The organism is Thiomicrospira sp., from assembly GCF_036568485.1.
GTDB lineage: Bacteria > Pseudomonadota > Gammaproteobacteria > Thiomicrospirales > Thiomicrospiraceae > Thiomicrospira.
On sequence record NZ_DATCSL010000124.1, the window covers coordinates 1 to 13,354 of the forward strand.

Below are 13,354 nucleotides of genomic sequence, written 5' to 3' on the forward strand. Positions count from 1 at the left end.
GAGCGGGAGTGCAGACACTTCGACACCCATCTTTTCAAGAAGGAGTGCCAATCTGGCAAACGGAAAGTACACAAGAATCGCGATTAACTGACTTACGAAATAACGTGCCTGGTATGGAAGGCGCGATATAATTCGTCTAGCCATATCGATGATTCTCCACAACACACGGTATGCAGGACTGCGATTGTCAAATGCGTAATAGAGATATATGAGGAAGGGTGCTCCTCGCTTTAGTTTTTCCGAGATCGCTCTTATGCCACCCACTGTGTCAGGAATGTGATGCAAAACATCGAAAGAATATACGAAATCCAGTGATTCATCTTCAAGCGGAAGCATATCGAAAGACGCATGGTGAAACATAACGTTTGGTGCATCTTTTAGATTTCGATGCGCCACAGACAACGCCTTATCGCTTGCATCAATAAGGTGCAGGCATTCTACCCACGGATCTACGACCTTAGTCCATCGCCCACTCCCGCATCCAATGTCGGCACAATCAGCATTTGCCTCTATCGAATTCCAGGGGAATACAGCAAAGTAATCATGAAAAATCCTGTTCCTTGCATCCTTTTCGAGATCCACTTGAGTAAAACGACTCCATTCATCCCCGAATCCTGATACTGTTTTAGTATCCAGATTGATATTGCTGTCGTTATTATCCCTGGATGCCAGATTACACATTGCTTAATCCCCCGACATCATCTTGAATGCGGATACGTGCTCTTTTACTGTTTTTTCGATTGCAAAATCCGCGGAAACCTTCTTGTAGCCTGCTCGACCCATTCTTTCGACCTCTTCCGGGTTCAACAATAAACGCTCTATTGACTCCTTCATAGACGAATAGTCATTTAGGGTAACTAAAATTCCATCCACCTCATGTTTTACTAACTCAGGTATACCATCGAGAGAAAATGCCACTATTGGCATTCCATATGCCATGGCCTCCAGAATTGAAGTCGGACAGCCCTCGTCCCATAATGATGGCAAAACAAAAACCCTTGAATGGCGAAGAAAACCCGAAACATCACTTTGAAATCCTTCGAACCTTACACATTTCTCCAAGCCGAGCATTTGCGCTTTTCGCTGCACTGCACCTGCCATATCGTCACGTCCAACAATGACAAAATTCGCCCCCGGGATATCGCGGCACAATGGCGCAACAACATTTTCCACATACTGCAAATAGCCTTTTCGTGGTGATATATTGGCTACTGTTACCACCTGCAACGGCCGCTCAATAATAGGCTTCACTTCCTTCTGGATTCCGTGTAATCCATTGTAGATGACTCGAATTTTTTCTTTTGGTATGGACATTCGCTCTATCATTGTTCGTTTTGCGGCGAGTGAATTCGCAATGTAGAGGTCCACCAATCTTCCAAGATATCTCTCGACCAACCGGAACCCTTTGTCGAGCCTCGAATTTGAAGCGGGGTTCCAACGAACCCCATGTACGATACGCGCCCCCCTCAGAAATGGCTTTACCAAACGGATATTGACAGATGCCCGCAACCCCATAACGTATATAGCATCGAATTTCTCACGACGCACAAGCATGATAAGTTTGAATAGCGAGGTAATACACCAAAAGCACTGACGCTTGTTTCTCCTAGATACACCGAGCACATGCGGTGCTACTCCCTGCTCAATACACCATTCAACCCACGGGCCATAACCACCCAATGTTGCCAATTCAAATTGGATCTCGCCTGTTGTGGCAAGCGCCATCCTGGTGAGGCTACGCTCTGCACCACCAAGGTCACTACTCGAAAATATCAGCAGTACACGCACAATCTTCTCGTCTGATTTATGCTTTAAGAGTCGATTTTTCGCGCGAGTACAGCGTAATGGGTTGCCATAATCCTGCTATACAGCTTCAACCCCATTGCCCTGAGCGCAACAATCTCCAGAAGTCGCTTCGCCCAGTGATTAAATGGCGAATATGGGGCAGATGCGTATTGGTAATCCTTAACAATTATCAGACCCGCTTGTTTCAAAAACCATCTAAATCCTTCCTTATCCCAGAAATTTACGTGCCCAAGAGGGTTCTCGCGACGAGGCCTTCGTCGCATTTTCGCAACAAGCTCAGGCCAAAAGCATCTTTCCAGGGGAACCTCGATAACCACCCACTCAGCCATACTTGTTATCTTTTTAAGTGCCACCTCAGGATTATCGATGTGCTCTAGCACATGCGATGATACCACCACATCGAAACTCCCAGGCTCGATCGCGTCTAATACGGATATCAGTTCGAATTGCAGCCCAGGCTTGCTGAAACTTTTTCTTGCATTTTCGACTCCCGTGCTACTTACGTCGACACCTAACACTTCTTCGCCAAAGCCATTAGACCACAACCAATAAGTTAGGACGCCGTTTCCACTGCCGTAATCAAGTACCTTTTTAGGCTTCCGCAAGCCACCCCACACCTCGGATATCGCCGGAAATCGGTCTCGTACAGCCGAGTCAAAGGCAAAGGCTTGCTGGTATTCCACATCTTGCCAGAACCTTTCGTAAAACTGCTCGTTTTCCTCTGTACAGTTATCCATATCGTCTCACTATTCCTACATCCTTCATGTAACTCACCAGCTTTCCCGCCATCCGCGGACCAATCAACAAAATCACAGCAACTCCAATCGTTTCCCACGGAACCATCAAAGAGGCCCCCTTTTTATATGCGGACCAGACACCACGCAACTGAGCGAGTTTGAGATATACAGAAAGCCTTAACTGTTTTGTTCGATAAATCGCGGGGGCCCTTTCGCGATAGAGATTGCCATAGCGCTCAAAAAGCGCCTCATAACAGCGAGCCGTTTCTGCAGCCTTGTCCGGTGCCGTCCATCCCTGCGTCACTGAGCCTGCACGAGATTGGTGATATATCCGCAGCACTTGACTTGATATCCAGAATGGACTGTCCAATGCAAATTTTATATAGCTGACAATGCCACACGATTTTCGGAGCCCCAAGTCCACATAGCGATTTTCCCTAATATAATCGCCGCGAAATATTGGTAAATATTCCCCGCTGTTACGCTCATTAAGCAGATCATCTAGGTAATGATAACCTTGGAAACCCGGATTGGTTGCCGTGATAATACCATCTTGATTTCGGCAAGCGGCGAAACAGAGGTTACATTCCTCAGGCCAATCACGCATGATCGCTTGAAGCGCACGTGGCCATTCGTTCACGAGCTCATCATCGGAGTCCAAAATGATGACGAGATCTCCTTTCGTATAATCTATACCTGTATTTCGCGCGGCACACATGCCACGGTTAACTGAATGCCTTATCAGTTGTGAATCATTGTAACCACTAACCTGCTTTTCCAGGTCAAGACTGTCCGTGCTCCCATCATCCACGATTACGGTCTCAACTCTCCAATCATCGGGGAGCTCACCACAATAAACAGACTCCAATGTGCGGGTAATAGTCGTTGTTGCGTTGAAGGCAGGAATCGCAATAGAGATTAGCATGCGAATCGCTCTTTCATTAGATGCGTGCTTGCTTTGCGCGCCTGAAGTAGCCAGGTAGGATCGAGTACAAAACTTTCCATCGCATTCTCAAGGTTTATTTCAAAGCCTGACTTATCAATTTCACGAATGTATTTCTTAACATCAGCAATGTTCTTGTAAATCTCAGACGGGAGATACCCATCCCAAATTGAAATCGGCGGCTGCAATAAAATACCATTCACATGGTGCTCTACCATTTCTGCCAATGCATAAACATCTGTAACGATAAGTGCCAGTCCGTGCGCCAGCGCCTCAAGGGCAACCATACCGAATGACTCGACGTATGTGGGTAACACCAAAACATCAGCATTCCGCATAAATTCTTCATGAATTTCTCGCCTAATGTAGTGCGCCTCATGCACCACAACACCCGGACACGAATTTGCCAGATAGACATAATGCTCAGGCATATGTGTAACAATATCCAATCTGCAATTCGGATTGCGCGAATAGACACGGCTGAATGCGCGCAGTAAAGCTTCACCCCCCTTTATTTCGAACTGTGTTCCCACAAATAAGAAGTGAGTTATGTCACCACACACGCTATCAACTGAAGCAACGGATTGCTCCAAGCATGGATAATGTATGCTTGCTTTATTATAAACGTCGCTTCCGAAGAGCAGTTTCAGACTTTCTCGACAAGCATTACTCATGCAGCGGATATCATAGCAACGATCAGATAGTAGTATCCGTCTTATAAATGATCGGAAAATCGGCATGGCGCTCAAATTGTATCCAACCAAACTCCACGGATTATCGAGATCCACGATGAAATTTCCGCTCAAAACCAATGCGCCCCACAAATAAACAACCGCGTCTTTCGGCGCATTACTTGGCCGCATCTTTATGTTCAGCAATGGCAGCCTCTGCTTCCATGAAGCAGCTACTCTAGCAGCATTCGCTTTATTTGCTGATACCTGAGCTCCAACTCGCTTGGCAGCAAGCTCCGGATTAACCACTTCTCCAGGTGGCCAATTTCTTATGGTATCAATCTGACGATCGCGCAAGTATTCATGCGGGTAGAAAAATATCTTCATCCTTTAAATTCTCGCGCGAAATCACGAAAAGGCCTTATTCCATACATCAGCATAATGACAACAAGTATGGGCAGAAATGGTTGGATAATGCCTGTACCCGCTCTCACCAAGTTGAACATGTATGCCATGACAAAAAGCGCAAAAATAAAACGAAGCATATTCTGTGATAATAGCGCAGACGCCAGAACTAAATGCGACCACGCCAAGATTCTCCCAAGCCCATAAGATAGAACCAATAAGGACAAGAACCCAAAACCGAACATAAAATCTACTATGAAGTATGGCGGTAGCGTCATAGTAATGTCAGAATTTTCGTACATGTGAGGATATAACCATTTCTGGATCGCGACGCTCCCATAATGCAGGGGTTTTTCCTCCCATATCGACCGTGGAATTGTAGCCAGTAGAAGGTTGTATGACCATGCGGTGCCTTGATCGACACCTATAATCTTCTCTATTAGAGTGCTTTTATGGATAAATGTCGCCAGATGATCAATGCCGCCGAAGCTACTTGCAATATTTTGTATAAAGGAATACGACGCATACCTTGTCGACCCAGGCTCACAGAGGTACCCCGCAACTGATGCCGCCGCATGAGGGAGTCGTCGCTCAAGGCCGTCACGGTCAGTAACGAGCACCTGAAGTTGAGGAGATGGATGATTATATATATACCTGCAATAATTTGCGTAATCTTCGGGCTTATATTGAAGTTGGTCGTCTACGAAAGATTCATTTTCTAGCGCTTGTTCCGGAGCTTCAGTTGGTGTAAGACTATAACGCAACGCTTGCAAAAACGGTGCGCTTAAAATTGTCCCGATTATGACAAGAGCAGCAAGCTTTCGGTATTTCATCCCACTCAAATATAGCCATGCCAGTACTAACACGAATAGCGGAAATACGATGAACCTCCGTGAGTTCAGCACTATACCCATATATACTGCGAGCATGATCCCCACTGCGATCACGCCAAGAAACAAAAGTCTCCTTGGATTTAATCTGGTTGAAGCGAAAATCAATGGGGTCGATGCAATCAGCCCATATATAAAAAGTTCTGAAAGAAGGTAAAACGGACCATTACCGACTCGGTTCTCGTTCTGATCATTTCCTACGAATGGGATGAACTCGCCTGAATCAAATACTGTTCGAGCCAAAAAATAAAAAGCCAAAATAATTAGCATCAACTCGACTATCAAGACTCTTTCTATTGACCCAGCATTGCATGCATTGTTTACATGGCGCACATTCTTTCTAAGACCTGCCACGGCACCCCAATAGACCACGCCCATACTCAATAACGACAACCACAGCGCAATAATGATGTCTGCGCTTGTCACCACAACCTGCTGTTGTGTATCAACCCATCCCTGATAAATCAGGTAGGCATGCAATGGAAATGCAAGCCACCACAACAAAGCAAAATAGAATACAGGTGATATAGCTATAGAATTGAAGTTATCATATTTTTTCAGCGAAATATAAATACCCATGACAGCGAGGGTGGCAAGTATAAGCCCCAGATGAATCATTAGTTGAGCCATCGTTCATTTGCCCCCAATCAAGCGGTGAGCAGTATTATTATTTTTTTCGCACAAGAAAGGGACCCAGAGCAAGGATTTCAAGACCGGACCGCTCCAGGGTGCGAACTGCCTGTTCCGGCGTAGCTGCAAGCGGATATCCATGCAAGTTAAAACTGGTATTAAGGACAGCACCAACACCACTTAGCTCTTTAAACGTATCAATAAGCCGATAATATTCCGGGTTACCATGCCGCGTCACTACCTGGGGTCGAACTGTGTGATCGCCCTGATGCATTGCAGCCCTAAGAACCTTCTGACCTTCACTGGAAGCCGTGTATGCGGTAATCATATAAGGTGCTTCCGCTTTCTCTGGTTGGTAGTTATCGAGATAAAGATCTGCATACGCATCGAGTACGGACGGAGCGAATGGCATCCAAAAGTCTCTTGCTTTGATCAAATCATTAACGGTATAGAAACTTTCCATGTAGCTCGGGTGAGCAAGTATGGCCCGATTACCCAGAGAACGTGCGCCCCACTCACAACGCCCAGAGAATCGTGCCACTATTTTCCGATCCGCGAGTAAAGATGCTATCTCGGTTTCAATATCTTCATGCTCTGTAATACTATAATTTTCGTGCAGAGCTTCTCGATTAATAAAATTTTCAAGATCATCTCGGCTATATGATATTCCCAAATATAAATTTCCCAGCGCCTTTGGATGATCGCCACGTTGCAGCGCAAGTGCGTATCCAGCTCCTATTGGATTGGACTCATCTCCTGATGATGGTAGAAAATGTATTTTTTCAACTTCTTCCATCTCGTAGATTCTTTTATTGAGTTTCACATTCATAAAAACCCCGCCCCCAGTGAACACATTTCGTATACCCGTTGTTTTTATGGCTTCACGTATCCATTGAGTTATACGCTCTTCCAACAAGAGTTGTACTGCACCGGCTATGTTATCAAAACGTTCGCCGACCGCATGACGAACGAGATAGTCATAAAAATTTGAAGTATCTATCGTTGACTTAAAAACGAGTAGATTGACGGGGTCCAGGCTGATAACAGGCGCGAATATACGCTCGTAAACCTCTTTCTCGTAACCTCTACTATATGGCGCTAACCCCATCACCTTGTATTCATGTTCAAGGATTTTCATGCCCAAGAAGCGGGTTGTATTAGAGTAAATCCCGCCAAGAGACGCATTAGGCGGCGTAACCGCGATTTGCTTGATTATTCCATCACGCACTACCGAAACGGTTGCACATGAATTGTCACCACTTCCATCGGCGGTAAAAATAAGTCCTGGTTCATTATTCTTTGCAAGCCCATAGTAAGCTGAATAAGCATGGCATTGGTGATGATCAATAAACGTAATCGGTTTTCCAACAAGCGGGCTTTGTGCAATATTTTTTTTAAGCTCGGAAAGCCCAGCCCTCACTAGTGCAGCCCTGCGCTTCTTACGCGCCATATAAAATATCCCTGGCATAGCCTTGCCCAGCGCACTCTTCCCCAATCGTTTCAAAATTCTACCTGGCAACGGCAAGCGAGTTTGAATTTTATTTTTTGGGTTGAAGAGATACTCATAACAATAGTTCGGAAATACGTCTGTTCCGGCGATAGCGATCTCTTCAATCTCATCCCACGCAATAGAGCATTCATCCAGGAGTGCGTGCGCCGCTTCAATTGGAAATGTTGCAGAGTTTTTTATGTTATCGATTTTTTCCTGACTGAGAAGCCCTATGATTTTCCCGTCTCGTACAAGACTTACGGTTGCGTTGTGGCCTGGATGTATTGCGATGATCAGCATGGAATACCTTTCATTATCGACTAGATTATTCGTGAATGAATGTGGGCACTGATGGTTTCTTTCCCTAGCCACATATACAAGTATGATATGCCTAGAAGATGCACTAGGCATACAGCAACGATTGGCGAAAGATAGCCAATGGCACTAAATAGAACTGCTATCAAGACCAACTTGAACGCCAGCTCAATTGCAACGACTCTAACCAACGGTTTGGTGTTCATCAGTGCGTACGCAACTTCGGCAGGCCATCTCGCAATCGAAATGAAAAACATTGCTAGTGCCGCTATAGCATAGGGTAGTTGCCCAGCAGGAGCATCATCGCCTAGCCATAAATGCACTATCGGATTACCAAAAATACCGTATATTAGAGCAGCAAGTCCCGCCAGAATGCTTACGGAATATAAACCTTTTCGATAATTTTGTGATAACGAATCATATTCATGACGCGCGTCCATGGCTATCAGATGTGGCGCATAGGAACTCGGTATGCGCCATAGCAATAAAATAAAGACCTCAGGAATTCGCCAAAGTAAATAATAGTTTGCAGCGATTTCCGGACCAGCAAGCCAACCAATGATCAAGGCATCTGCTTGAAGCGTCAGTAACAAAACCCCATAGACGACGTAGTGTCGGCCAACCCTACCACTCACGCGCCTCCACAGGGTTCTCGCATCTGTAAATTTCCATGCCCATCCAAGTCCATACTCATCTTTCCGCCAATGCGCCCACGCTAAGAGACGGGTACATACAATACCCGCAATCTGGGCAAGCACCACGCCAGGTAGGCCCATACCCTGATAAAGCCCAAACGCCACGAATCCAGCAAAAACGATCTGGCCAACCACTTCCCTCAAATTTCCTCTTGCCTGCCAATGCCGGGCCATGAAAGCCTGCCTGTCAGCGTTATATTCATAGGCAAGCACGAAATAAACGCTAGAAAGAACTATGGCATAGAATATTTCTTCATCAGCAAGTGCATTCTTAAGTAACCAGGGAGCTGCTAGCCAAAATATGCAAAGCGCGATCACGGCATAGAGTACATAAACAGCTTTGGAAAATGCATAGGCTTCACGAAACCCTTCACGATCATCCACAGCAGCGCGTTCTGCCAGTACGCGCGCCATACTCCCTGAAAGCCAGGTTATTCCAATCGCAGCATAGTTGTTAGCCACCATAATCATGGCCAACACCCCGAATTTTTCCTTGCCTAGGTGAGTCAAATAAAGTGGAATCAAGACCAACTGAATAACGATAATTACGGCCATAAGCCCATAACCGGTCACCAGAGCAGCCAGATAATCACGGTTGATCGGTAATCTGTCATGCAACCTATGCAGCAAGTTATACATGCGATGCTTTTTTTACCGCATAAAGCACACTTGGATAGAGCCTTGTACCCATAATAATTTTGACGAGAATTCTCCCTAGGCCTAGCTTGGCCGGGATTCTCATTAACCGCGCTATGCGTGTGTAGGCCTTTATCTGACTAGAATCCCCTTCAAAAACTTGCTCCAGCTTCACCTGTACCAGGTTCTCCCAGACAAGACCATTTTTTTTGAAAGCTGACTCAAGGCGCCCAGGTGTAACAAATTGCAAGTGATCGAGATACGCTACGTTTTTTGACTTCCCCTGTATAAGGGCCATAAATCGCGCAAATTTTTTACCTAGCAAGGGAATGCACCAAAGGCTCAAATGCGGCTCGTACGGCCATACATAGTTTGGCGCCTCAAGACGAAGTATCCCGTCCGGAGACAGAACCCTAGCCATTTCCGAAATTACATTCTCAACGTTGCACACATGCTCAATAACGGTCAGGCATATTATAAGATCGAATTCTTCGTTTTCGTAGGGCAGGCTTTCGCCTACACCCTGCTGAAAATAAACTTTGTTTTTTCCTGCAGCTGCCGCCATGCTGTTTGCCACCAAGACCGCTTCGTTGTCAGGCTCTATTCCATATATTTCTGCATCTGGGTACAGGTGCGACAACGCAAGGCAATTGAACCCAGTGGAACTCCCGACCTCGAGAATTTTACGTGGACAAGGGTGCCCAAGTTTTGTCACTCGATCCGCCGTGATCATTGAGTTTTCTAGGCAACTGGCAATATGTGTGTCAAGGCGGCCACCCTCCAGCTCATAATTAATGTGGCACCGAGCCTTTGTAACTTCCAACCAGGCATGCCAAGCGTGTTCTACATCCGGATCAAGTGGGATTTCAGCATCAATTACCGGCATGTCTAATCACTGCCATAAAAGATGTGGAAAGTCGGGGATAGATCGCAGACACCGCCAATGAAATATAGGACTTCGCAATATTAACGGTGGACCGCCTATCAACGTGATCAAAAAATAAAACTTCAGACAAAACGTATCCAAATCGGTCACAAATAGCTTGAATATGTTCAGGACAATAAACTGCCACATGATCCCAATAGACATTAGGGGGTTTACCAGCAAGGATACGGGCAAACGTCATTCCAGATGTTGCATTTGGTGTTGTTACGCATAGACACCCATCTGGAGTCAAGTGCTTCATCAAGTTTTCAACCGCGTATACAGGTGCATTCATATGTTCAATAACGTCCGAAATAACAATCAGATCAAAAAGTTTTCCCAGATCGACATTTTCACAATTCGCATTAAGAATGTGGACGCCGTGGCTTTCAGCATACTCTATCCCGTCTACATCGATATCAATGCCAACAATATCTTTTGCTGCGATTGCCAGCCTATGGTGTAGCCAGACATTCTTGTTATTTGGGAGATAACCTTTCACCCCACCTGCAGCTCCTACATTAAGAATCTTTTTTCCGGAAGCAAAATTTTCCAGGTAACTAAAGGGATCCTTTATTCTCTTGGCTTTGGTATTCAGCCTTACCAAATCATTCACTCGCATTTCCAAGCCCCATTTGCAGCCACATTTGAATCGCCAGCATTTTTGAAACACGGCTTGCTGGTGCTTTCCCAGATAAAAATTCTTTCCATTCTACCTTGACACGCGATGAGTCAATCAGGCCATTTGCATCATTAGCAGATTGGAACAGCTCATCTACTCTTCTCTTCCACGGCCCACGTAACACATCAGCTTCCTGAATACCCATACCCATGCCCCGTTTTGGCGCCGTTAGCAATTCCTTTGGGATAATATCTCGCACGGACTCACGCAGTATTGCTTTAAGCCAGTCGGGATTCGCTGCATCCGGAATCTTTTTTTCAACTGGTGTCCCTAGGGCAAAGGATACGATTTCCTGGTCAAGAAAAGGAGCACGAATTTCCACCGAGGCTGCCATTGCAGGCAAATCGCCAGCAATTGTTACTGAATGTGGATTCTCCACCATCAGACCTACAAAATTGGATTCGTCGATAAAATGGTTGGATGGGCTAAGCACCCCCCAATAATCGAGCTCTTCGGCGGCACGATTGGCCAGTGTTGACTGAGCATCCTTCGAGAGAAAATGGGTCCATTCAGTCTTGGCCAGCCAGCGATACCAGGCCGCCTTGCGTGCGCCACGATTTTCAGAAACCCACCCCAGACGGGTATTTTTCAGTGGTTTGCATAGTGGCAGGATAGGCGAAAGTCGGTCGAGCCAGCGCGATAATTTCAGTGTGCGGATATGCCCCGTGTAGCCATAGAAAAGTTCATCGGCGCCATTACCTGTCAACACAACCTTGATGTTATCGTCGCGAATGGCACGGCAAAGAGCGTACGTGTGTACCAATGGTAACAACATGATGGGCTCACCATATATACGAAGCAACATCCTGAAAATTTCCCACTGTTCCTGTGGATCAAAATAAAATTCGCGATGAACAGTTCCCAAGGCCTTGGACATGATTCTCGCCCGCCGCAAATCTTCATCGTCCTTGTCAAAACCCAGAGCATAGGTACGTATTGGATCAGCGGATTTTCTTTGCATGAGGGCCACGATAGCCGAACTATCGACGCCACCTGATAGCAACGCTCCAACTGGCACGTCCGCATGCATGCGAAGACTTATCGACTCCTCAATCAGTTCACGCAATCTTTCTTGGCTAAAAGGTCCTTCAGCTATCGCCGGTTTCCAGTAACGCCAAATTCTTTCTACCCTGCCCTCCCTAACGACCATCGCATGACCTGCACGCAGGCGCTTGATACCACGGTAGGCAGTATGTGGGTCCGGTATATGACGTAGGTTGTGTAGGAGCATTGCAGCAATGGCGTCGTGATCGAATGTTGTATCTACACCCGCCACTTGTCTTACCGCAGGGATTTCCGATGCGAATACGAATGCAGATGCCGTCTGGGCGTATACAAATGGTTTTTTACCTACGCGATCTCGGGCGCATAATAAACTGCGCGTATGCTTGTCATATATTGTGAATGAAAACATGCCTCGCAATCGCTGCAGCATTCCCTCACCCCAATACCTAAACGCCTCGATGATAACTTCGGTATCACTGTGACTGCGGAAATCTGCTCCCAGTGTATTTAATTCCCGCTGAAGTTCCTGGTAGTTATATATCTCGCCATTGAATACGACCACAAAGCGTCCATCAGTGGAACTCATTGGCTGGCCGCCGAGCTCGGTCAGGTCCAGAACCGCAAGGCGATTATGAGCTAGGCCGAGAAAACCATCTGGCGCAAGCCAGACTCCTTCTCCATCAGGACCCCGGTGTCGCTGGATACACAGCATGGCCTCAAGGTAGTCACTTACAGCCAACTGCCCACCAGGACGAAGATAAATGCCGCCAATCGCACACATAAGAGCTAGCGATTCAATTCTCTATTGCCGTCGGAGGACGAAATCAATGGCCATGGCCAATAAGAAGATTTTCCAACAAGGGCCATCATACCGACATATAGTTGCTTACGCCCAAGCGTACCGATACAGCGGCGATGAAATAACCCGGCTTGATCGTCTGCCGAGCGCATCTCCGTGCCCATCAATATAAGTCTGTCATCAGGATACAAATACAATATTCAATTTTGGACACGGTCATACACATCCTCAAACCGCACAATGTCATCTTCCCCCAGGTAACTCCCCGACTGCACCTCGATAATCTCCAGCGGAATAGCCCCGGGATTCTCCAGCCGGTGCTTGGTCCCCAACGGAATATAGGTCGATTCATTCTCGGAAAGAATGAACACCTCTTCACCACGGGTGACCCGCGCGGTGCCCTTCACCACGATCCAGTGTTCGGCACGGTGGTGATGCAGCTGCAGCGACAGCGACGCACCCGGCTTCACCGTCAGGCGCTTCACCTGGTAGCGGGCGCCGGTGTCGATGCCTTCGTAGTCGCCCCAGGGACGGAATACGCGGCGGTGAAACTTGTATTCGTCACGGCCGAGCGTTTTCAACTGTGAAACGATTTCCTTCACGTCCTGGGCGCATTCGCGGCGCGTGACCAGCACGGCGTCGGGGGTTTCGATGACCACCACGCCATCCAGGCCGATGGCGGCCACGCAACGATGCTGGGCCAGCACCAGGGTATCGCGCACGTCG

Annotated in this window: 13 protein-coding genes; all 13 read right to left on the reverse strand. The window is 46.8% G+C overall.

The features are described from left to right. The coding region (locus VIM91_RS11390) for a class I SAM-dependent methyltransferase (RefSeq protein WP_331864928.1) at nt 1-681 on the reverse strand (681 nt) is incomplete at its 3' end. 3 nt (nt 682-684) lie between these two features. After that, nucleotides 685-1,788 (reverse strand): glycosyltransferase, encoded by a 1,104-nt coding sequence (locus VIM91_RS11395; protein ID WP_331864929.1) that lies wholly within the window; start codon nt 1,786-1,788, stop codon nt 685-687. A gap of 23 nt (nt 1,789-1,811) precedes the next feature. Next, nucleotides 1,812-2,543 carry a class I SAM-dependent methyltransferase gene (locus VIM91_RS11400; protein ID WP_331864930.1) on the reverse strand — a complete coding sequence of 244 codons (732 nt, stop codon included), beginning with the start codon at nt 2,541-2,543 and terminating at the stop codon, nt 1,812-1,814. Beyond that, a complete protein-coding gene (locus tag VIM91_RS11405) occupies nt 2,536-3,468 on the reverse strand; it encodes a glycosyltransferase family 2 protein (RefSeq protein WP_331864931.1) in 933 nt (310 codons plus the stop codon). Before VIM91_RS11405 ends, VIM91_RS11400 begins: the two co-directional genes overlap by 8 nt. Then, complete coding sequence (locus VIM91_RS11410; RefSeq protein ID WP_331864932.1) at nt 3,462-4,544, reverse strand: glycosyltransferase family 4 protein; 1,083 nt, start codon at nt 4,542-4,544, stop codon at nt 3,462-3,464. The genes VIM91_RS11405 and VIM91_RS11410 overlap by 7 nt, the downstream gene beginning before the upstream one ends. Next, complete coding sequence (locus tag VIM91_RS11415) at nt 4,541-6,070, reverse strand: hypothetical protein (RefSeq protein ID WP_331864933.1); 1,530 nt, start codon at nt 6,068-6,070, stop codon at nt 4,541-4,543. The genes VIM91_RS11410 and VIM91_RS11415 overlap by 4 nt, the downstream gene beginning before the upstream one ends. 49 nt (nt 6,071-6,119) lie before the next feature. After that, nucleotides 6,120-7,871 (reverse strand): carbamoyltransferase C-terminal domain-containing protein, encoded by a 1,752-nt coding sequence (locus VIM91_RS11420; RefSeq protein ID WP_331864934.1) that lies wholly within the window; start codon nt 7,869-7,871, stop codon nt 6,120-6,122. Between the two features lie 20 nt (nt 7,872-7,891). Then, nucleotides 7,892-9,220 carry a hypothetical protein gene (locus VIM91_RS11425; protein ID WP_331864935.1) on the reverse strand — a complete coding sequence of 443 codons (1,329 nt, stop codon included), beginning with the start codon at nt 9,218-9,220 and terminating at the stop codon, nt 7,892-7,894. Continuing rightward, nucleotides 9,213-10,103: a class I SAM-dependent methyltransferase gene (locus VIM91_RS11430; protein ID WP_331864936.1), complete on the reverse strand. Its 891-nt coding sequence runs from the start codon at nt 10,101-10,103 to the stop codon at nt 9,213-9,215. Before VIM91_RS11430 ends, VIM91_RS11425 begins: the two co-directional genes overlap by 8 nt. Further along, nucleotides 10,090-10,758 carry a class I SAM-dependent methyltransferase gene (locus VIM91_RS11435; protein WP_331864937.1) on the reverse strand — a complete coding sequence of 223 codons (669 nt, stop codon included), beginning with the start codon at nt 10,756-10,758 and terminating at the stop codon, nt 10,090-10,092. The genes VIM91_RS11430 and VIM91_RS11435 overlap by 14 nt, the downstream gene beginning before the upstream one ends. After that, on the reverse strand, nt 10,751-12,610 hold the full coding sequence (asnB, locus tag VIM91_RS11440; RefSeq protein WP_331864938.1) for an asparagine synthase (glutamine-hydrolyzing): 1,860 nt from the start codon (nt 12,608-12,610) through the stop codon (nt 10,751-10,753). Before asnB ends, VIM91_RS11435 begins: the two co-directional genes overlap by 8 nt. A 5-nt stretch (nt 12,611-12,615) precedes the next feature. Beyond that, complete coding sequence (locus tag VIM91_RS11445; protein WP_331864939.1) at nt 12,616-12,780, reverse strand: hypothetical protein; 165 nt, start codon at nt 12,778-12,780, stop codon at nt 12,616-12,618. Between the two features lie 48 nt (nt 12,781-12,828). Next, nucleotides 12,829-13,354, reverse strand: a 526-nt coding sequence (locus VIM91_RS11450; protein ID WP_331864940.1) for a cupin domain-containing protein, incomplete at its 5' end; no start/stop codon positions are given.